The organism is Streptacidiphilus sp. BW17, from assembly GCF_041262485.1.
GTDB lineage: Bacteria > Actinomycetota > Actinomycetes > Streptomycetales > Streptomycetaceae > Streptacidiphilus.
Genome location: NZ_JBGCCR010000006.1, coordinates 105,789 through 126,135 on the forward strand (window position 1 = coordinate 105,789; position 20,347 = coordinate 126,135).

The 20,347-nt window shown below is 71.3% G+C and carries 16 protein-coding genes; 12 read left to right on the forward strand and 4 right to left on the reverse strand.

Features of this window, described 5'->3' with window-relative positions; translation table 11 throughout:
• Positions 1-26: 26 nt before the first annotated feature.
• The gene (locus ABH940_RS09760; RefSeq protein ID WP_370068680.1) at positions 27-359 is read left to right on the forward strand and encodes a nucleotide pyrophosphohydrolase; all 333 of its coding nucleotides are present in this window, start codon (positions 27-29) and stop codon (positions 357-359) included.
• Between the two features lie 171 nt (positions 360-530).
• Entirely contained in the window at positions 531-1,160 is a 630-nt protein-coding gene (locus ABH940_RS09765; RefSeq protein ID WP_370105064.1) for a DUF6099 family protein, read from the forward strand.
• A gap of 99 nt (positions 1,161-1,259) precedes the next feature.
• Here ABH940_RS09765 and ABH940_RS09770 read toward each other — a convergent pair whose 3' ends face one another.
• Together ABH940_RS09770 and dapD are read right to left on the reverse strand one after the other, a co-directional pair.
• Positions 1,260-1,448 carry a hypothetical protein gene (locus tag ABH940_RS09770; protein WP_370068514.1) on the reverse strand — a complete coding sequence of 63 codons (189 nt, stop codon included), beginning with the start codon at positions 1,446-1,448 and terminating at the stop codon, positions 1,260-1,262.
• Positions 1,449-1,800: 352 nt separating this feature from the next.
• Complete coding sequence (dapD, locus tag ABH940_RS09775) at positions 1,801-2,802, reverse strand: 2,3,4,5-tetrahydropyridine-2,6-dicarboxylate N-succinyltransferase (RefSeq protein ID WP_370105065.1); 1,002 nt, start codon at positions 2,800-2,802, stop codon at positions 1,801-1,803.
• 140 nt (positions 2,803-2,942) lie between these two features.
• Between dapD and ABH940_RS09780 the strand changes: the two genes are divergently transcribed.
• The 7 genes from ABH940_RS09780 to argF all read left to right on the forward strand — a co-directional run bounded on the left by ABH940_RS09780 (position 2,943) and on the right by argF (position 13,080).
• Positions 2,943-3,497: a cysteine hydrolase family protein gene (locus tag ABH940_RS09780; RefSeq protein WP_370105066.1), complete on the forward strand. Its 555-nt coding sequence runs from the start codon at positions 2,943-2,945 to the stop codon at positions 3,495-3,497.
• Positions 3,498-3,574: 77 nt separating this feature from the next.
• Entirely contained in the window at positions 3,575-4,711 is a 1,137-nt protein-coding gene (locus ABH940_RS09785) for a GlxA family transcriptional regulator (protein ID WP_370105067.1), read from the forward strand.
• Positions 4,623-7,061: a CRISPR-associated endonuclease Cas3'' gene (locus tag ABH940_RS09790; protein WP_370105068.1), complete on the forward strand. Its 2,439-nt coding sequence runs from the start codon at positions 4,623-4,625 to the stop codon at positions 7,059-7,061. The genes ABH940_RS09785 and ABH940_RS09790 overlap by 89 nt, the downstream gene beginning before the upstream one ends.
• A 58-nt stretch (positions 7,062-7,119) precedes the next feature.
• Positions 7,120-8,775 carry a 3' terminal RNA ribose 2'-O-methyltransferase Hen1 gene (locus tag ABH940_RS09795; protein WP_370105069.1) on the forward strand — a complete coding sequence of 552 codons (1,656 nt, stop codon included), beginning with the start codon at positions 7,120-7,122 and terminating at the stop codon, positions 8,773-8,775.
• Between the two features lie 5 nt (positions 8,776-8,780).
• Positions 8,781-11,399, forward strand: a complete 2,619-nt coding sequence (locus tag ABH940_RS09800) for a polynucleotide kinase-phosphatase (protein ID WP_370105070.1) — start codon at positions 8,781-8,783, stop codon at positions 11,397-11,399.
• Positions 11,400-11,440: 41 nt separating this feature from the next.
• Complete coding sequence (locus tag ABH940_RS09805; RefSeq protein WP_370068528.1) at positions 11,441-11,965, forward strand: GNAT family N-acetyltransferase; 525 nt, start codon at positions 11,441-11,443, stop codon at positions 11,963-11,965.
• Between the two features lie 113 nt (positions 11,966-12,078).
• On the forward strand, positions 12,079-13,080 hold the full coding sequence (gene argF / locus ABH940_RS09810) for an ornithine carbamoyltransferase (protein ID WP_370068530.1): 1,002 nt from the start codon (positions 12,079-12,081) through the stop codon (positions 13,078-13,080).
• Between the two features lie 60 nt (positions 13,081-13,140).
• Here the strand turns inward: argF and ABH940_RS09815 are convergent, their stop codons facing one another.
• Complete coding sequence (locus ABH940_RS09815) at positions 13,141-14,091, reverse strand: helix-turn-helix transcriptional regulator (protein WP_370068532.1); 951 nt, start codon at positions 14,089-14,091, stop codon at positions 13,141-13,143.
• A gap of 91 nt (positions 14,092-14,182) precedes the next feature.
• Here ABH940_RS09815 and ABH940_RS09820 point away from each other — a divergent pair, with 91 nt between their 5' ends.
• The 3 genes from ABH940_RS09820 to ABH940_RS09830 all read left to right on the forward strand — a co-directional run bounded on the left by ABH940_RS09820 (position 14,183) and on the right by ABH940_RS09830 (position 19,635).
• Positions 14,183-15,646 carry an MFS transporter gene (locus ABH940_RS09820; protein ID WP_370105071.1) on the forward strand — a complete coding sequence of 488 codons (1,464 nt, stop codon included), beginning with the start codon at positions 14,183-14,185 and terminating at the stop codon, positions 15,644-15,646.
• A 335-nt stretch (positions 15,647-15,981) separates the two neighbouring features.
• Positions 15,982-18,690, forward strand: coding sequence for an aconitate hydratase AcnA (gene acnA / locus ABH940_RS09825; RefSeq protein ID WP_370068536.1), 2,709 nt, complete (start codon positions 15,982-15,984; stop codon positions 18,688-18,690).
• A gap of 168 nt (positions 18,691-18,858) precedes the next feature.
• Complete coding sequence (locus ABH940_RS09830) at positions 18,859-19,635, forward strand: Clp protease N-terminal domain-containing protein (RefSeq protein WP_370068539.1); 777 nt, start codon at positions 18,859-18,861, stop codon at positions 19,633-19,635.
• A 60-nt stretch (positions 19,636-19,695) separates the two neighbouring features.
• Here ABH940_RS09830 and ABH940_RS09835 read toward each other — a convergent pair whose 3' ends face one another.
• The gene (locus ABH940_RS09835; RefSeq protein WP_370068541.1) at positions 19,696-20,235 is read right to left on the reverse strand and encodes a hypothetical protein; all 540 of its coding nucleotides are present in this window, start codon (positions 20,233-20,235) and stop codon (positions 19,696-19,698) included.
• Positions 20,236-20,347: the final 112 nt, after the last annotated feature.

Sequence of the window (20,347 nt, forward strand, 5' to 3'; positions counted from 1 at the left end):
GCCAGGAGCAGGACCAGGACCAGGACCTGACCGTCGAGGCGCTGCAGCAGCGGCTGCGCGACTTCGCGGCGGCGCGCAACTGGCAGCCGTATCACACGCCCAAGAACCTCGCGGCCGCGCTCAGCGTGGAGGCGTCGGAGCTGCTGGAGATCTTCCAGTGGCTCACCCCGGAGCAGGCCGCCGAGGTCATGTCCCACCCCAAGCGGGCCCACCAGGTCGAGGACGAGGTCGCCGACGTCCTCGCCTATCTGCTCCAGTTCTGTGGCGTCCTCGGCGTCGACCCCCTCACGGCCCTTGCCGCCAAGATCGACCGTAACGAGCTCCGCTTCCCCGCGGCGGAGCCGCAGCCGCTGGACTGATCCGGTCCGACGGCCTCGCCGACTCACCCCTGCGGGTGGTCGGGTTTTCCACACCCCCGGGTTGTCCACAGCCTGGTGGCCGGTTCGTCGCGGCAGTCCGCGGGCGGGCGGAGGCTGGGCGCAGACTCGGCGGAGAGGCCGCCGGGCGGCTCCCGAGGGGCGGGTGGCGTCGTGGACGCAGTGCGGTTGATCAAGGCGACCCGGCATGCGCTGGCAGAGGCGCGGACCGCGTCCGACGTGATGGTCGAGGCCTGGCAGGCCTGCCGCTTGGCGGAGGCGGTGGGGCAGACCTCGGCCCTGGTGCTGACCGAGCGGGCGCTTACCGGCGGCGGCTGCGGGGCGGTCGAGATCGCCAGGGCCCTGGCCGAGGCCGCGTCGCATGCGGCCGAGTGCATCGGGCGTCCGCCGGACGAACCGGTCACCGGGGAGCGCGCCTCCCGGCTCACCGCGCTCGCGGATCTCGGCGGGACGTTGCGCGAGCTGCGGTCGCTGATCCAGGAGGCCGCCGAGTCACTGCTGGTGGTGGCCTGCGGCGCGGACGAGCAGGAGCTGTACTGGAGTTGCGTCGACGGCGTCGACGCCGCCCATCCGGCACGGGAGTTGCTCACCGAGCTGCTGCGCGCCGTCGGCGCGGAGGACGCGGACGGGGCAGAGGAAGCAGCGGAGGAAACGGCGAAAGAAGCGCCGCAGGCCGAGAGGCTGGACGAGCCGGGCCCTGTCGGCGTCGGCTCCCGGGAGCTGGGGCGGGCCGTCCTCGGCCCGGCTGCCGCGGTGGTCCGGCTGGAGCCGCCGACGGGGTGAGCAGGGGGAGGAGGGGCAGGGCAGTGGAGTGGGAGGGAGCGGCGAGCCGGTGCGGGCCCGGTTGGCACGGGCCCGGCGGCGGCAGGAGGCTACCCGGGGCTACTCGTGTGCGAGTTCGTCCGGCTGCTGCGCGTCGTCGCTGCCGCTCGCGTGGCCGGTCGCGTGCGAATCGGGTGTCTGCAGGTCCGCGTCGAACTGGGACAGGTCGGCGTTGAGGGCCGCCAGCATCTGCTCCATCTGCGCCAGCAGGCTCTGCGGGCTGTCGGGAGCGGGGGGTGCATCGGACATGGGTGGCTGACCCTTCAGGGGGCGGGCACGGACAGGGGCGCCGGCAGACGGTGCCGGTCCCGTGCGGCCAACGATCGGCCCCCACCGCCGGTCACTGCCTGTCACACCGACGGGCGCTCCCACGGGCCGCCGGTTCACCCGCGTTCACCCCGAGGCGGGACGCCGCTTGGGCCGCAGGCCCTCGGCCTGGTAGGGCGCGTTCGCGGAGTTCGCGGAGTCTGCTGCGGTGCTGCGGGGACGCGGGAGGGGGTCGGGCGCGTACCGCCCGACCCCCTGACCACCTGTGTCGGCTGCCGACTGGCAGCTGTCGGCTGACAGCTGCCAGCTGTCAGCGCCCTGAGCTGAACGTGGCTCAGTTGTGCGCGTGCAGCTCCGCGTTGAGGCCGCCCCAGGAGCCGGAGCGGGCGATGACCTCGACCGCGCCGCTCTGCGAGTTGCGGCGGAACAGCAGGTTGGACTGGCCGGAGAGCTCGACCGCCTTGGCGATCGCGCCGTCCGGGGTGGTCACCCGGGTGCCTGCGGTGACGTAGAGACCGGCCTCGACCACGCAGTCGTCGCCGAGCGAGATACCGATACCCGCGTTGGCGCCGAGCAGGCAGCGCTGGCCCACCGAGACGACCTGCTTGCCGCCGCCGGAGAGCGTACCCATGATCGACGCGCCGCCGCCGATGTCGCTGTGGTCACCGACGACCACACCGGCCGAGATCCGGCCCTCGACCATCGAGGTGCCGAGGGTCCCGGCGTTGAAGTTGACGAAGCCCTCGTGCATCACGGTGGTGCCCTCGGCCAGGTGCGCGCCGAGGCGGACCCGGTCGGCGTGGGCGATGCGGACGCCGGTCGGGGCGACGTAGTCGGTCATGCGCGGGAACTTGTCGATCCCGTAGACGGCCAGCTGGCCGCCCTCGGCACGGACGGCCAGACGGGCCGCCTCGACGCGGTCGACCGGGGTGGGGCCGACGCTGGTCCAGGCGACGTTGGCCAGCATGCCGAAGATGCCGTCCAGGCTCTGGCCGTGCGGCTGCACCAGGCGGTGGCTGAGCAGGTGCAGACGCAGGTAGACGTCGTGCGTGTCGAGGGGCTTGTCGTCGAGCGAGCCGATGACCGTGCGGACCGCGATCACCTCGACGCCGCGACGGGCGTCCGAGCGCAGCGCGGCAGCGGCACCGGCGCCGAGCGCGGCCTCCGCCTCCTCGGCGCTGAGCCGGACGGTCCCGGCCGGACCGGCCTCGGCGACCAGCTCCGGAGCGGGGAACCAGGTGTCGAGGACGGTGCCGTCCGCGGCGATCGTGGCCAGGCCGGCGGCGACGGCGCCGCCCTTGGGGGCGGTGGAGGAGGTGGAAGTCTCAGTAGTCACGCCAGAACGCTAACCAATCGGGTGCCCGGATGCCGAACCGTCCCGGGTGTCGGACGTGATCAGTGGGTGACCGGATCGTTCCGTAGGCGGACCCGATCCGGCCTTCTCCCGGTGTTCCCGGCCAGGCCAGGATTGGTTCCATGAGTCGCGCACTGATCGTTATCGATGTCCAGGAGTCCTTCCGCGCCCGTGGCGAGGACTGGCCGCTGGTGGAGAATCCGAAGATCGCCGAGCCGGTGAACCGCCTGGTCCGGCTGGCCCGTGAGCAGGGCGACACCGTGGTGTGGGTACTGCACCAGGAGCCCGGCAGCGACACCGTCTTCGACCCGGTCCAGGGCCATGTCCGGCTCCTCGCGGAGCTGGAACAGCCGCGTCCCGGCGAGCTCACGGTCCACAAGACCAGCCACAACGCGTTCACCACGACCAACCTGCAGCAGCAGCTGACCGAGCGCGGCGTCACCGAGCTGGTGCTCTGCGGCATCCGGACCGAGCAGTGCGTGGAGACCACCACCCGGGTCGGCAGTGACCTCGGCTACCGCTGCACCTTCGTCGTCGACGCCACGACCACCCACCCGATCGGGGGGCTGAGCGCCGCCGCGATCATCGAGCGGACGACCGCCGTCCTGCGCGACCGGTTCGCGCGTATCGCGACGGTGGACGAGCTGGTCGCCGCCGGGGCGGCCTCGGCCGAGTGACGCGAGCGGGTGGTAGGCGACACAGGTAACACCCCAGGACTGTCCGGAGTGTCAGTGCCCTGCGGGATGATGACTTCGTGAGCAACCGCGTCGTGTTCGTGCTGGTGCCCGGGGTCCATCTGCTGGACCTCGCGGGCCCGGCGCAGGTCTTCGACACGGTAGGGGATTTCGGCTTCCCCTACCGGCTGGACTACGTCGCGGAGCAGGAGTTGGTGCCCAGCGCCCAGGGGCTGCCGCTGCACGCCACGACGGTGTGGCCCGAGCTCGACGCCGACGACCTGCTGGTCGTGCCGGGCTGGCGGGTGCCGGATGCCGATGCGGGCGCGCCACCCGCACTCGTCCCCGCACATGCCCCCCCAGTCCCCCCAGTCCCCCCAGTCGTCCCGGGGCTCGTCCCACCGCTCGGCGCAGGCGTGTTGGAGGCCTTGCGGGCCCACCACGAGGCGGGCGGCACCGTCGCGAGTATCTGCGCCGGTGCCGCCGCGCTCGGCGCGGCCGGGCTGCTCGACGGGCGGCGCTGCACCACGCACCACGACATCCAGGACGAGCTGGCACGCCGTCACCCGTGCGCCCAGGTGGTGCGCGACGTGCTCTTCACCACGGACGACCGGGTGGTCACCTCGGCCGGGATCGCGTCCGGGATAGACCTGGCCCTGCATCTGGTCGCGGGTCGCCACGGACCGGCGGTGGCCGCGCAGGTTGCCCGCGACATGGTCGTCTATGCCCGGCGCAACGGCCACGAGCCGCAGGCCAGCGCCATGTTGCGACACCGCGCGCACCTCGACGACACGGTGCACCGGGTGCAGGACCTGATCGACGCACGCTTCGCCGAGACGCTGCCGCTCGCGCTGCTCGCCGCGTCCGCCGGGGTCAGTGAGCGCACTCTGACCCGGCTGTTCACCCGTGCGACCGACGGCCTGACTCCGCTGCGCTACCAGCAGACCTTGCGCGTCGAGCGAGCGGAGCACCTGATCAGCCACGGCACGACGGTCGAGACGGCGGCCAGGGAGGTCGGCTTCGACGACGCCCGGATGCTGCGTCGCCTTCGTGCTCGCGCCGAGACGCCCGCGTACGCCGACGGGGCGCAAGCGGCCGGACCAACCGGATCAGCGGAGAGGGGTCTTGATGTCGGAGGCAGCGTTGGACTTCGCCCGGTTCACGACGGTGGCGACCGGTCACACCCCCTACCCGTACCAGGCCGAACTGGCGGCTGAGCCGCTCGATCCGCGCGTGCCAATCGATCCGCTGCCGGAGCGTCTGGCCGCGCCTCCGGGTGGCGGCGGGGCCGAGGCCGTCGTGCTCGCCTGGCTGTACCGGCGGCTGATCGCCGATCCGCCGGGCACCCCGCGCAGGCTGGTCCATGTCCTGCCGGAGGGCAGCCTCGCGGGCAGCATCCACGCCACCGTCGCTCGCTGGCTCGAACGCCTGGGCACGCTCGGCGGTGCGGACCAGGTCGGTCTGCATCTGCTCACCGGCGCGTCGGCGCGCGACGGCGGTTGGCGGCGCGCCCCCGAACGCACCGCGATCCTGATCGGCACCCAGGAGGTGCTGCTGAGCCGGGCCCTGCTGCGCGGTTTCGCCGACGGGCCGACGATGACGGACGTCTCCTTCGCGCTGCTCCACAACGACGCCCACTGGGTGCTCGACGAGCCCACGCTCCTCGGGGCGGGCGCGCGAACGGCGTTGGCGTTGCAGGGGCTCCGCGAGCGGCTCGGCACGTCGGCGCCGACCGGCACGACGCTGGTGTCGAGCGTCCGCTCCGCGTTCGACGGGCCGGACGCGGTCGCCGGTCCCGGCGACGCGGACTGGGCAGGCGGGTTGGGCGCGCGATCCGGCGGATCGTTCCGGGTGCGCAGACTCGATCCGGGCCTCGACCCGCAGGACATCGGCTCCCTTGCCGCCGCACTCGCCGCAGTGCACGTCGCGGGCACGCAGACCCTGGCCGTGCTCGGCTCCCTCGCCCGTGCGCGAGCCCTGGTCCGCGCACTGCGTGCGCGTAACGCGGACCGGGAGCTGCTCTTCGCCCACCCCTACCGTCGTGAGCCCGAACTGCGGGAGTTGACCGAGGCATTGGAGCAGCCGGCCGCCGACCGGATCGTGGTCGCTGTCGGCCACGCCCTGGACCTGGGCGGGGAGCTGCCCGCCCGCACGGTCTACACGGAGCTCGCGCCTTGGGCCGCCGTTGCTCTTCGTGCGGGCCGACTCACCGACGGAGCGGGCGAACTGCTCTGGAGTGCCGGCCCGGATGCGGGCTCCGATTCCTCAGCAGACCCCTCCGCGCTCGCACCGGTCGCGGACTGGCTGGAGGCACACGACGGACGGACCGTCAGCTTGCGCGACCTGCACGAGGCCCAGGTCAGCACGCCCGCCGTCGGTCCGCCGCCGCCCGGCGACGCAGACCTGTTCCGCCTCTTCGACACCGCTCCCGACATCGACGTCACCCCTTGGGTGAGTCCGCCAGGCCGTGACCCCGGAACCGTCCTTGTCGCCTGGCGCGACTGGTCCGACGCACGAACCGATGCACGAACCGACGCACGAACCGACGCACCCGACGGTGAGACTCCGGACCGCCCCGGCCCGGAGGAGAGCGACCCGACTCGCCAGGAGCTATGCCCGGTCCCGCTGGCCGAACTCCGTGCCGCGCTGGCCGCCCAGCCCCGGAAGCGGACGCGGACACGGGCCCGCACGGCGTGGATACGGGACCGGCGGCTCGACTGGGCGTGGCGGCCGGTCGACCCGGAGTCCTCGGCGGCGGACCTGCGGCCCGGTGTCACCATGCTGCTCGACGCCGCCGACGGCGGCTGGACGCCCGAGGAGGGCTGGACCCCGGACAGCGTGGCCGTTGTGGAACCGCTCGGCGACGGGACCGCCGCCCCCCGGTCCTTCGCCTGCACCGCGTGGGTCAGCCTGGACCAGCACCTGCAGGAGACCGAGCACGAGGCGCGCGCCCTGCTGGAGTCCCTCGCTCCGGAGTCCCTCGCACTGGAGTCCCTCACGCACCCCGGCCTGACGGTGGATCACCGAGACGCGGTCACCCGCGCCGCGCGCTACCACGACCTCGGCAAGAGCCACGACCTGTTCCAGGACATGATCCGCAGTGGCGGCGGCGACCCTCCCGCCGGGCTGCTGGCCAAGTCCAAGGCGCCCCACAACGGCGGCCGTTACGCTCGTCCGTACTTCCGCCACGAGCTGGTCAGCGCACTGATCCTGCTCCACCAGTCCCCGGCAGGCGCAGACTTTGCCGACCTGCTGCCCTACCTCGTCGCCGCCCACCACGGCCGGATCCGGGTCAGCGTGCTGCCCGAGCCGGACGAGCAACCCGCTCTGCTCGGAGTCCTCGACGGCGACCGCACCCCGCCCGTCGAGCTGTCGAGCGGCGAGCGGTTCGCCGCTCAGGTGTTGGACACCGGCAACGCCGTACGTCTGACTGCGAACGCCGTTGCGCTGCTGCGCCGCGCCGACCTGGGCCCGTTCCGGCTGGCCTTCCTGGAGACACTGGTCCGCGTGGCGGACTGGCGGTCCAGCGCACGCCACGACGGGCCGGTCGAGGAGACGACCGTGTAACGCCCGTACGCCGAAAAGTCTGTGGGCGAAATCCGGCCGCGGGACGATACTCGTCCGTGTGTTCCTGACGATCAGCACTCACGGCACTGACCAGCGTCCCGCGACCGATCTGGGCTTTCTGCTGCACAAGCACCCCGGCAAGGCGCAGTCGTTCAGCACCGCCCACGGTCGTGCGCACGTCTTCTATCCGGAGGCGACGGCCGAGCGGTGCACGGCCGCGCTGCTGTTGGAGGTGGACCCGATCGCGTTGGTGCGTCGGGGCCGCGGCAGCAAGGGACGCGGGGGGTCCTCGCCCGACTTCGCGCTCGCGCAGTACGTCAACGACCGTCCGTACGCGGCGTCCTCGCTGCTGGCGGTGGCGATGAGCGCGGTGTTCAAGAGCGCGATGAAGGGCGTCTGCACCGCCCGTCCCGAGCTGGCCGACCAGCCGCAGCCACTGCGTGTGGAGCTGCCCGCCGTGCCCGCCAAGGGCGGGGTGGAACTGGTGCACCGGCTCTTCGAGCCACTCGGCTGGCAGGCGGAGGCGGAGCCGATCGTGCTGGATCCGACCTTCCCGGAGTGGGGCGACTCGCGCTATGTCGAGCTGCGGCTGACCGGGACGCTGCGGGTGGCGGACGCCCTCAGCCAGCTGTACGTGCTGCTGCCGGTCCTGGACGACGCGAAGCACTACTGGGTCGCGCCGGACGAGGTCGACAAGTTGTTGGCCCGTGGCGAGGGTTGGCTGCCGCGCCATCCGGAGCAGCAGCTGATCACCCGTCGCTACCTGGCCCGCCGCTGGTCGTTGGCGCGCGCCGCGACGGCCCGTCTGGAGCTGGCCCGGCTGGCCGAGGCGGACGACCGCGAGCTGGAGGAGATCGACAACGCCGTCCCGCAGGAGACGCACGAGACGCACGAGATGCAGGAGACGCACGAGACGCACGAGACGCAGCAAACCGGCGAGCTCCCGGCGGACGCTGCGGCCCGGTCGGACGCCGACCCCCAGCCGGACGCCGACCCCAAGCCGGTGTCCCTCGCGGTCCGCCGTCGCGAGGCGATCCTCGCGCGGCTGCGCGCCGCCGGGGCAACACGCGTACTGGACCTGGGCTGTGGCGAGGGCGCCCTGCTGACCGAGCTGCTCAAGGACCGCACGTTCACCGAGGTGGTCGGCGTCGAGGTGTCGGCACGCGCCCTCGTGATCGCCGCGCGCCGTCTCCGGCTGGACCGGATGAACGAGCGTCAGGCCGCCCGGATCAGGCTGCTCCAGGGCGCGCTCACCTACACCGACTCCCGGCTGACCGGCTACGACGCGGCCGTCCTTTCCGAGGTGATCGAGCATGTCGACCCGCCGCGCCTGCCCGCGCTGGAGTACGCGGTCTTCGGAGCGGCCCGGCCGCGAACGGTCGTGGTGACCACGCCCAACGCCGAGTACAACGTGCGCTGGGAGACCCTTCCGGCCGGGGAGATGCGCCACGCCGACCACCGTTTCGAGTGGGACCGCGGGGAGTTCCGCGCCTGGGCGGAGAGGGTCGGGCGAAGCTACGGGTACGAGGTCGCCTTCGGCCCGGTCGGAGACGACGACCCGGAGGTGGGCGCGCCCACCCAGCTCGCCACGTTCAGCCTCGGCCGCGCCGACGACGCCCCCGGCACCGACGCCCCGGGCACCGACCGCCCTGAACTCCCCGACCACCCCGACACCAGCACCACCACCAACACCCAGACCGCGAAGGGAGAGTGACCCAGATGACCGACGCTACGGACCCCACACCAGCCACCGGCGCCGAGCGGGTCACCCGCAAGGTGACCGTGCCCGACCTCTCCCTGGTCGTCCTTATCGGTGCCACCGGCTCCGGCAAGTCCTCCTTCGCCGCGAAGCACTTCCTGCCCACCCAGGTCGTCTCCTCGGACGCCTGCCGCGGCATGGTCTCCGACGACCCCAACGACCAGTCGGCGAGCAAGGAGGCCTTCGAGCTGCTCCACTACATCGTCGGCAAGCGCCTCGACGCCGGGCGGCTGACCGTCGTCGACGCGACCAACGTGCAGCAGGAGGCGCGGCGGCAGCTCGTCGAGCTGGCCCGCGCGCACGACGTGCTGCCGGTCGCCGTCGTTCTCGACGTGCCGCAGCAGCTCTGCGCCGAGCGCAACTCCCGTAAGCCGGACCGTGCTCACTTCCCGCCGCACGTGCTCCAGCGCCACCAGCGCGACCTGCGCCGTTCGCTCCGCCACCTGGAGCGCGAGGGCTTCCGCAAGGTGCACGTGCTGCGCTCGGAGGCAGAGGTCGACGCCGTCCGGATCGTGCTGGAGAAGCGCTACAACGACCTGCGGCACCTCACCGGACCGTTCGACATCGTCGGCGACATCCACGGCTGCCGCTCCGAGCTGGTCACCCTCCTCGGCCGACTCGGGTACGAGGTCCTGCGTGACGCCGAGGGGCGCGCGGTCGACGCCGTGCACCCGCAGGGCCGCACCGCCGTCTTCGTCGGTGACCTGGTCGACCGCGGTCCGGACACCCCCGGCGTGCTGCGCCTGGTGATGGGCATGGTCGCGGCCGGGCACGCGCTCTGCGTCCCGGGCAACCACGAAAACAAGCTGGGCCGAGCGCTGTCCGGCCGCAAGGTGACGGTCAGTCACGGGCTGCAGGAGTCGCTGGACCAGCTGGCCGCCGAGCCGCCGGAGTTCGTGCAGCGGGTACGCGACTTCATCGGCGACCTGATCAGCCACTACCTGCTGGACGACGGCCGGCTGGTGGTCTGCCACGCCGGTCTGCCGGAGAAGTACCACGGCCGCACCAGCGGCCGGGTGCGCTCGCACGCGCTCTACGGGGACACGACCGGCGAGACCGACGAGTACGGGCTGCCGGTGCGCTACCCGTGGGCGGAGGAGTACCGGGGCCGGGCCCTGGTCGTCTACGGCCACACGCCCACGCCCGTGGCGAACTTCCTGAACAACACCATCTGCCTGGACACCGGCTGCGTCTTCGGCGGGACGATGACCGCGCTGCGCTACCCGGAGCGGGAGCTGGTCGAGGTCCCGGCCGAGCAGGTCTGGTACGAGCCGGTGCGTCCGCTGGCGACCGACGCGCCGGGCGGGCGTGAGGGGCGTCCGCTCGCGATCGAGGACGTCGCGGGCAAGCGGATCGTGGAGACCCGCCACCACGGACGGGTCGCCGTCCGCGAGGAGAACGCGGCGGCGGCGCTGGAGGTGATGAGCCGGTTCGCGATCGATCCGCGCCTGCTCGCCTACCTGCCGCCGACCATGGCCCCGGTCGCGACCTCGCAGCGTGAGGACTGGCTGGAATACCCGGACGAGGCCTTCGCCGCGTACCGGGCTGACGGTGTGCGGCACCTGGTGTGCGAGGAGAAGCACATGGGTTCGCGCGCGGTCGTCCTGGTCTGCCGGGACACCCCTGACGGTGACGGTGAAGTTTCGGCAGGCGAGAAGCGGTTCGGCGTGCCGACCGGCGGACAGGTCTGGACCCGCACCGGGCGTGCCTTCCTCGACGACCCGGCGCTGAACGACGCCGTCCTGACGCGGCTGCGTGCCGCCGCCGAGGCGGCCGGGCTCTTCGCCGAGCTGAAGAGCGACTGGCTGCTGCTCGACGCCGAGTTGATGCCCTGGTCGCTCAAGTCGACCGGCCTGCTGCGCCGTCAGTACGCGGCGGTCGGCGCGGCGTCGGGCGCTGCGTTGGCGGCGGCACGGGCGGCGCTCGATGCGACGACCGCACTCGGCGTGGACGTCCGGGAGCTGTCGGAGCGTCAGGCCGCACGCGCGGCGGACGCGTCCGCGTTCACCGACGCCTACCGCCGCTACTGCTGGACGGTGGAGGGGATCGACGCGATCCGGATCGCGCCGTTCCAGCTGCTCGCGGCGGAGGGCGCCAACCTGGCCGTGCGCCCGCACGACCAGCACCTCGACTGGATCGACAGGATGATCGCCGCGGACGACAGCGGCCTGCTGCACGGCACGCGCCGCCTGCTCGTCGACACCGCCGACGCGGACTCCTGCGCGGCGGGCGCGGCCTGGTGGGAGGAGCTGACCGCGCGCGGCGGCGAGGGCATGGTGGTCAAGCCGCTTGCCTCGCTGGTCCGTACCGAGAGCGGTCGGCTGGTCCAGCCGGGCGTCAAGGTCCGTGGGCGCGAGTACCTGCGGATCATCTACGGCCCCGACTACACCCGTCCCGAGCACCTGGGCCGGCTGCGGGCCCGCGCCCTGGGCCACAAGCGCTCGCTCGCGCTGCGCGAGTACGCCCTGGGCCTGGAGGCGCTGGACCGGCTGGCCGAGGGCGAGCCGCTGTGGCGGGTGCACGAGTCGGTCTTCGCCGTCCTCGCGCTGGAGTCGGAGCCGGTCGACCCCCGGCTCTGAGCGGCGCGACAGAGACCGCGACAGAGACAAGGAATGTGCACATGACCTACCGCATCGACCGCGTCCAGCCGGCGGACTGGGAGCGCGTCCGCGACATCCGGCTGCGGATGACCAAGGACACGCCCATGGCGTACATCGAGACGCACGAGACCGCGCTGACCCTGGGCGAGGACAAGTGGCGCTTCCGGGCCGGGCGCAGCACCCAGCCGGGCAACACCGGCTACGCGGCGGTGGTCGCGGCGACGGGGGAGTGGGTGGGCACCATGAACTCCTACCTCCCCGTCGCCGATCCCGGTGAGCTGCCGCCCTACGGCGTCTGGGTCGACCCGGCCCACCGCGGTCGGGCGCCCGGGGTGACCGACGCGCTGCTGGACGCCTGCCTGGCCTGGGCACGGGACGAGGCCGGGGTGCCCGAGATGCGGCTCCACGTGCACGAGGCCAACCCGCGTGCCCGGTGCTACTACGAGCGCCGGGGCTTCACGTTGACCGGGGACACCATGCCGTACTCGCGCGATCCGAGCTTCGCCGAACTGGAGATGAAGCTTGGGTTGAGGAGCTCGGGCTGAGGGTTGAAGAGCTCGGACTGAAGCACGCACAACCGAGCCAACTCATGCATAATCATTCGGCTCGTCGTATATGCTTCCTGGGTAGCGTCCCCGTACAAGCTCTGGAGCCCGGCATGGCCTTCAACCTGCGCAACCGGCACTTCCTCAAGGAGCTGGACTTCACCGCCGAGGAGTTCCGCTTCCTGCTCGACCTGTCGGCCCAGCTCAAGGCGGCCAAGTACGCGGGGACGGAGCAGCCGCGGCTGCGCGGGAAGAACGTCGCGCTGATCTTCGAGAAGTCCTCGACCCGCACCCGCTGCGCCTTCGAGGTGGCCGCTGCCGACCAGGGTGCCAACGCCGTCTACCTCGACCCCAGCGGCTCCCACCTGGGAGCGAAGGAGTCGGTCAAGGACAGTGCCCGGGTGCTCGGCCGGATGTTCGACGGGATCGAGTACCGAGGCCACGGTCAGGAGATCGTCGAGGAGTTGGCTGCCTACTCGGGCGTCCCGGTCTGGAACGGTCTGACCGACGAGTGGCACCCGACCCAGATGCTGGCCGACATGCTCACCATCCGGGAGCACTGCGACAAGCCGCTCGGCGAGGTGGCCCTCGCCTACCTCGGCGACGCGCGCAACAACATGGGCAACTCGCTGCTGGTCACCGGTGCGCTGCTGGGCATGAACATCCGCATCGTCGCGCCCAGGCAGCTCTGGCCGACCGACGAGGTCCAGGCCGAGGCCCGCCGCCTGGCCGACGACAGCGGCGCGCGGATCACCCTCACCGACGACGTGGCCGCCGGCGTGGCCGGGGCGGACTTCCTCTACACCGACGTCTGGGTCTCCATGGGCGAGCCCAAGGAGGTCTGGGCCGAGCGGATCGCACTGCTGACGCCCTATCAGGTCTCCATGGACACCATCCGCGCCACCGGCAACCCGGACGCCAAGTTCCTCCACTGCCTCCCTGCCTTCCACGACCTCGGCACGGCGGTCGGCCGCGAGATGCACGCGGCCACGGGCATGTCCGAACTCGAGTGCACGGACGAGCTGTTCGAGTCCAAGCACGCCATCGTCTTCGACCAGGCGGAGAACCGCCTGCACACCATCAAGGCCGTGATGGTCGCCACGCTGGGCGACTGATTCGTCCCTGATTCGTCCGGAGCCGTCCTGGTCCGTCCTGGCCCGTCTCCCCCCCGGGCCTCAGCCGAGCGCCTGCTGCGCCCGCGTGCCCAGCAGGCGGATCTGCTCGACCAGCGCCGGGGGCGACTCGACCCGGAACGGCAGGTCGAGCATGAGCAGGCGGACGGCCGTCCAGTCGAGGCGGTCGGCGTCCAAGCGCCAGCGGGAGCGGCCGTCGCCCAGGTCCTCGACCTCGCCCAGCGGACCGAGCCGGTTGCGCAACGCCTCGGCCGGGGCGTCCACGAGCACCACCGCGCTCGCCCCCTGGTGAAGATCGCGCAGCTTCTGTTTGACGAACGCCGCCGCGTCGGACGCCGGGAGCTCGCGCGGGGTCGCGCGGGCGCCGGTCGCCTGCGGCGCGTCCAGGCGGTCGACGCGGAACATCCGCCAGTCGTCGCGCTCCAGGTCCCAGGCGACCAGGTACCAGCGGCGCCCGGTGGCGACCAGGCGCTGCGGCTCGACGTGCCGTCGTGTCTCCGTGCGGTCCGCGGCGCGGTAGGCGAAGCGGACCCGCTCGTGGTTGCTGATCGCGCCCGCCAGCACCGTCAGCACGGACGGCTCGACGCGCGGGCCGCCGCCCGTCATCGTCACCACCGCCGACCCCAACGCCCCGACCCGGTAGCGCAGTCGTGACGGCAGCACCTGCTCCAGCTTGGTCAGGGCGCGCAGCGACGCGTCCTCGATCCCGCCCACGGCGCTCCCGGCCGCCGCGCGTAGGCCGACGGCGATCGCGACCGCCTCCTCGTCGTCCAGCAGCAAGGGCGGCAACGCCTTTCCGGCCACCAGCCGGTACCCGCCCACCGCGCCGAGCGTCGCCTCGACGGGGTACCCGAGCTCACGCAGCCGGTCGACGTCCCGCCGGATGGTCCGGGTCGTCACCTGGAGCCGCTCGGCGAGCTCGCTGCCGGGCCACTCCCGGGGCGTCTGCAGCAGGGAGAGGAGGTTCAACAGCCGTGCGGAGGTGTCCATCATGCTTTCCAGATTCGGCGTCCACTAGGACAAGACCTGTCCTATATCGCTCCTAGCGTAGGTCCCGTCAACGAGAGAGCGGCGGGAGAGCCCGATGAGTAGTAGTACGGACCGCAGGCGGTGGCTCGCATTGGCTGTCGTGATGACGGCCAGCTTCATGGACCTGGTGGATGCGACGATCGTCAACGTCGCGATTCCGAGCATCGAACGGGACACGGGTGCGGGCTTCAGCGCGATCCAGTGGATCACCGCGGGCTATGCCCTCGCCTTCGCGGTCGGGCTGATCACCGGCGGGCGGCTCGGCGACATCTACGGGCGCAAGCGGGTCTTCCTGCTGGGCACGGCCGGCTTCACCGCCGCGTCGCTGCTCTGCGGGCTCGCGGTCAACCCGGAGATGCTGGTCGCGACGCGGATGCTGCAGGGCGTCACGGCGGCGCTGATGGTGCCTCAGGTGCTGTCGATCATCCACGCGACGTTCACCGGCGAGGAGCGCGGCAAGGTCTTCGGAATGTTCGGCGCGATCATCGGCCTGGCGGCCGTCACCGGACCGCTGCTGGGCGCAGTGCTGACGCAGGGGAACCTGTTCGGGCTGGAGTGGCGGCCGATCTTCCTGATCAACCTGCCCTTCGGGATAGCCGGGTTGGTGCTGGGCCGCCGGTTCATCGACGAGTCCAAGGCCCCGCAGGCGCTGCGGCTGGACCTGGTCGGCGTGGCGCTGGCGACGGTCGGATTGCTGCTCGTGGTCTACCCGCTGGTCCAGGGACGTGAGCTGGGCTGGCCGGTCTGGGGCTACCTGCTGATGGCGGGCGGGGTGGCAGTGCTCGGCGGCTTCGTCCGCTACGAGCGGCGCAAGACCGCCAAGGACGGCTCGCCGCTGGTCGAGCTGACGCTCTTCCGAGCCAAGAGCTTTGCGGCCGGGGTCGGCGTGCAATTGGTCTTCGGTGCGGCGTGCGGCATCTTCTTCCTGGTCTGGACCCTCTACATGCAGATCGGCCTCGGCTGGAGCCCGCTGCACGCCGGGCTGACCGGCCTGCCGTTCACGGTCGCGTGCTCGGCCACGGCGGGACTCTCGGTCCAGTTGCTGGTGCCCCGCGTCGGCAGTCGCCGGGTGCTGCAGGGCGGCGCGCTGATCACGGCGACGGGCGCACTGCTCTACATCGGCGAGGCCTACCGCTACGGCCACGCGGTCCACTCCTGGCAGATGGCCCTCCCGCTGCTGGTGATGGGCGCCGGGATGGGCATGATCTTCTCCCCGCTGACGGACGCTGTCCTCTCCGAGGTCCCGCGCGAACACGCGGGCTCCGCGTCCGGCCTGATCAACACCACCAACCAGCTCGGCAACGCCTTCGGCCTGGCCCTGACCTCGGTCGCATTCACCGGCACCACCGTCGTCCACGCCTTCGGCCACGCGATGCTCTGGATGGTCGGCGCGCTGGCCGTCGTCACCCTCCTGATCACCGCCCTCCCCAAGCGCTCCACGCACGCGCCGGACGCGGCTGGTGCGGAGGCGACGAGCGACGCCGCGGAGGATGCGAACGCGCCGGTGCTGATCGGCTGAGGCGGTACCTGCCGGGCGCCGGGGTCACGCGACTCCGGTGCCTTGCGGCGCTAGCGTTGCCGCCGTGCCGATGCAGTGGATCAGCGTGTATGAACTGGACTGCTTTCCAGGCCGCCGCTGCCGAGCCGCAACCGCTGTGGGCCACCTGAACCAATCGTTCGGCCCTTGGTTTCGCACCATTCCACGGCGTGTACTAGGGTGGTATCTCGACATCAAGATATCTGCCGCTACACTCGACCCTGATCGCGTGAGCAGCGCGCTCGGAACCACCCGCGCCTCGTCAACGCCGCCGCGCATCCGTGCTTGTCGATAGACCCAGAACACAGGGAGAAGTCGTGTCCGCGAACAGCTTCGACGCCCGCAGCGCGCTGCAGGTGGGCGACGAGTCGTACGAGATCTTCAAGCTCGACAAGGTCGAGGGCGCCGCGCGCCTTCCCTACAGCCTGAAGGTCCTGCTGGAGAACCTGCTCCGCACCGAGGACGGCGCGAACATCACCGCCGACCACATCCGGGCGCTCGCCGGCTGGGACCCGTCCGCGGAGCCCAGCGAGGAGATCCAGTTCACCCCCGCCCGTGTGATCATGCAGGACTTCACCGGCGTGCCCTGTGTCGTCGACCTCGCCACCATGCGTGAGGCCGTCAAGGAGCTCGGCGGCGACCCGTCCCGGATCAACCCGCTGGCCCCCGCCGAGATGGTCATCGACCACTCGGTCATCGCCGACAAGTTCGGCACCAAGGACGCGTTCACCCAGAACGTCGAGATCGAGTACGGCCGCAACAAGGAGCGCTACCAGTTCCTGCGCTGGGGTCAGGGCGCGTTCGACGAGTTCAAGGTCGTCCCGCCGGGCACCGGCATCGTGCACCAGGTCAACATCGAGTACCTGGCCCGCACCGTCATGGTCCGCAACGGCCAGGCCTACCCCGACACCTGTGTCGGCACCGACTCGCACACCACCATGGTCAACGGCCTGGGCGTGCTGGGCTGGGGCGTCGGCGGCATCGAGGCCGAGGCGGCCATGCTGGGCCAGCCGGTCTCCATGCTGATCCCGCGCGTGGTCGGCTTCAAGCTCACCGGCGCGCTGCCGGACGGCGCCACCGCCACCGACCTGGTGCTGACCATCACCGAGATGCTGCGCAAGCACGGCGTCGTCGGCAAGTTCGTCGAGTTCTACGGTGACGGTGTCGGCGCCGTGCCGCTGGCCAACCGCGCCACCCTCGGCAACATGTCGCCGGAGTTCGGCTCGACCTGCGCGATCTTCCCGATCGACGGCGAGACCATCAACTACCTGCGCCTGACCGGCCGCAGTGAGCAGCAGCTGGCGCTGGTCGAGGCCTACGCCAAGACGCAGGGCCTCTGGCACGACCCGGCGCAGGAGCCGGTCTACTCCGAGTACCTGGAGCTGGACCTGGCCACCGTCGTTCCGTCGATCGCCGGCCCGAAGCGCCCGCAGGACCGCGTGGTCCTGGCCGAGGCCGCCACCAAGTTCCGCTCCGCCGTGCGTGACTACATCTCCACCTCGGACGAGTCGGGCGAGGAGTCCTTCCCGGCCTCCGACTCCCCGGCCTCTTCCAACGGCATCCACAACCCCTCTCCGGTCACCGCCCCCGACGGCACGACCTACGAGATCGACAACGGCGCGGTCGTGATCGCCTCGATCACCTCCTGCACCAACACCTCCAACCCCTCGGTCATGCTGGGCGCCGCCCTGTTGGCCAAGAAGGCCGTGGAGAAGGGCCTGACCGTCAAGCCGTGGGTCAAGACCACGCTGGCGCCGGGCTCCAAGGTCGTCATGGACTACTACGAGAAGGCCGGTCTCCTCCCGTACATGGAGAAGCTGGGCTTCAACCTGGTCGGCTACGGCTGCGTGACCTGCATCGGCAACTCGGGCCCGCTGCCCGAGGAGGTCTCGAAGACCGTCAACGAGCACGACCTGGCCGTCGTCTCGGTCCTCTCCGGCAACCGCAACTTCGAGGGCCGGATCAACCCCGACGTCAAGATGAACTACCTGGCCTCGCCGCCGCTGGTGGTCGCCTACGCCATCGCGGGCAACATGAACGTCGACATCACGCGTGACGCGCTGGGCGCCGACGCCGACGGCAACCCGGTCTACCTGCACGACATCTGGCCGACCGAGCAGGAGGTCGCGGACGTCGTCGCGAGCTCGATCGACCAGGCCATGTTCACCAAGGACTACGCGGACGTCTTCGCGGGCGACCACCGCTGGCAGTCCCTGCAGGTGCCGACCGGCAACACCTTCGAGTGGGACGCCGAGTCCACCTACGTCCGCAAGCCCCCGTACTTCGAGGGCATGGCGCACGAGCCGGCTCCGGTCACCGACATCTCCGGTGCCCGCGTCCTGGCCAAGCTGGGCGACTCGGTCACCACCGACCACATCTCCCCGGCCGGCAACATCAAGGACGGCACCCCGGCCGCCGAGTACCTCAAGGCCCACGGCGTCGAGAAGCGTGACTTCAACTCCTACGGCTCGCGCCGTGGCAACCACGAGGTCATGATCCGCGGCACCTTCGCCAACATCCGTCTGCGCAACCAGATCGCGCCGGGTACCGAGGGTGGCTACACCCGCGACTTCACGCAGGTTGACGGCCCGGTGTCGTTCATCTACGACGCCTCGCAGAACTACCAGAACGCCGGCACCCCGCTGGTCGTCCTGGCCGGCAAGGAGTACGGCTCCGGCTCGTCCCGCGACTGGGCGGCCAAGGGCACCGCGCTGCTCGGCGTCAAGGCCGTCATCGCCGAGTCCTACGAGCGCATCCACCGCTCCAACCTGATCGGCATGGGCGTCCTGCCGCTGCAGTTCCCGGAGGGCCAGACGGCCGACTCCCTCGGCCTGACCGGCGAGGAGACCTTCTCCTTCGCGGGCGTGACCGAGCTGAACGAGGGCCGCACCCCGAAGACCGTCAAGGTCACCACGGACAGCGGCGTCTCCTTCGACGCCAAGGTCCGGATCGACACCCCCGGCGAGGCGGACTACTACCGCAACGGTGGCATCCTGCAGTACGTGCTGCGCTCGCTGATCAAGTAATCACGCGCTGCTGCTCCGAGCGGCCCCGCTCCCTTCCGGGGGAGCGGGGCCGCTCTGCGTTTTCCTGGTTCTCCGACAGGCCGTTGACGACAGGCCATTGACGGATATAACCCTGCCTGTAACCCTAGATGGGGTTAGAGATGAGGGACTCTCCGTCGGAGGTATGCCATGCCCAAGATCAACGTCTATCTGCCCGACGAGCTCGCCGCCGCCGTGAAGGCCGCCGAGATCCCCGTGTCGGCTGTCTGCCAGAAGGCGCTGGCTGACGCCGTGCAGGTGGTGACGGTCGCGCGCAAGGGGATCGCGGCGCTGCGCAACCCGGACTTCGACCCCGACGCCCGGCCGGAGTTCGCCACCCGGCTGGCCAACCGGATGACCGACCGCCTGCGCAGGTCCATCGAGCTCGGCCGCGAGGCCGCGGCCGGGCAGCCGGTGGGCACCGGGTCGCTGCTGGTCGGCGTGATCGACGAGCACGACAACCTTGCGGTGCGACTGCTCCAAGCCCTCGACGAGGACGTCGACGAACTGCGCGAGGCGGCGCTGACGAGCACCGTGGCGGAGCCGATGCCGACGGCCGCACCGACCGCGCCCACCGCGCCGACCGATGGCAGCGAGGGCGGCTTCTGGTCGGGGCTGACCCTGTCGGCCCGAAGCGCGATCGGCGCGGCGCTGGAAGCGTCGATCGACCTCGGGCACAACTACATCGGTTGCGAGCACCTGCTGTTGGGGCTGCTTGCCGACCCTGGGAGCGGGGCGGGTCGGGTGCTTCAGCAGGCGGGCCTCGACGCGGCGGGGGTCCGCAGGTCGATCAGCTCGGCGCTCGCGGGCTTCGCCCAGTCGCGCGCGTCGGCGGCCTCGGCCGCTTCGGCGACGACGGCGGTTCTCGACAAGCTGGTCCAGCGGCTGGACGCGATCGAACGCCGACTGGGCAATGCCGGTCTCTGACCGCTCCGGCTGAGCCGGGTGCGGCGTGCCCGGCTCAGTCCCCGTTCGGTGGACGGAACGTCAGCCGTTCCAGACCTTCATCGAGTTGACGCTGTCGTTCCACTGGTCGCCGACGTAGGACACGTCGCCGCGGCGGTTGCCGCTGCCGTAGCCGTTCTGACCGCTCTCGGTCCAGATGGCCGAGAGGTTGCAGCTGTTGTAGACGCGGTACGAGGAGATCCCGTTGACCAGGCCGTTCGCCCCGCTGGTGTCGTTGAAGGTGTAGCCGGAGGAGTCGCAGGGGCCGCTGGCGCCGTAGATGCTGGTCTGGAGGCCGCCGAAGTTGGCGTCCTCCCAGAAGGTGACCAGCAGCGTGTTGCCGGAGCGGACGGCCCGGAGCGCCTTCGCGTCCGGGCTCTCGGCGCACACGGTCTTGATGATGTGGGAGCGGTGCCCGGCGGAACCCGCCTTGCTCACAACCACCGCGCAACTGCGGTGCGAGACGTGGGTGATGGCACTTGCGGGGGAGAACGCGCTGGTCGTCGCCGTGACGAACGCGAGGGCGGCGGAGAGCCGAAGGGTGTGCTTCAGAGCCGTGCGGGACTTTGCCGTGCGGGACATTGAAGTCATGGGATTCCTCTGCTCGATGCTACGTATCCATCCGTATACGCACAGTAGTCGGCCTTGAGCATGCCCGGTCACATTGCGCACGTGGGCGCGTCGTATTCGAAAA

Bases quoted from the DNA above. Each gene is read 5' to 3' on its own strand.
- ABH940_RS09770 (WP_370068514.1), bottom strand. From the start codon at position 1,448: ATGTCCGATGCACCCCCCGCTCCCGACAGCCCGCAGAGCCTGCTGGCG.
- ABH940_RS09780 (WP_370105066.1), top strand. From the start codon at position 2,943: ATGAGTCGCGCACTGATCGTTATCGATGTCCAGGAGTCCTTCCGCGCC.
- ABH940_RS09790 (WP_370105068.1), top strand. From the start codon at position 4,623: ATGTCGGAGGCAGCGTTGGACTTCGCCCGGTTCACGACGGTGGCGACC.
- ABH940_RS09800 (WP_370105070.1), top strand. From the start codon at position 8,781: ATGACCGACGCTACGGACCCCACACCAGCCACCGGCGCCGAGCGGGTC.
- ABH940_RS09805 (WP_370068528.1), top strand. From the start codon at position 11,441: ATGACCTACCGCATCGACCGCGTCCAGCCGGCGGACTGGGAGCGCGTC.
- argF (WP_370068530.1), top strand. From the start codon at position 12,079: ATGGCCTTCAACCTGCGCAACCGGCACTTCCTCAAGGAGCTGGACTTC.
- ABH940_RS09815 (WP_370068532.1), bottom strand. From the start codon at position 14,091: ATGATGGACACCTCCGCACGGCTGTTGAACCTCCTCTCCCTGCTGCAG.
- ABH940_RS09820 (WP_370105071.1), top strand. From the start codon at position 14,183: ATGAGTAGTAGTACGGACCGCAGGCGGTGGCTCGCATTGGCTGTCGTG.
- ABH940_RS09830 (WP_370068539.1), top strand. From the start codon at position 18,859: ATGCCCAAGATCAACGTCTATCTGCCCGACGAGCTCGCCGCCGCCGTG.
- ABH940_RS09835 (WP_370068541.1), bottom strand. From the start codon at position 20,235: ATGTCCCGCACGGCAAAGTCCCGCACGGCTCTGAAGCACACCCTTCGG.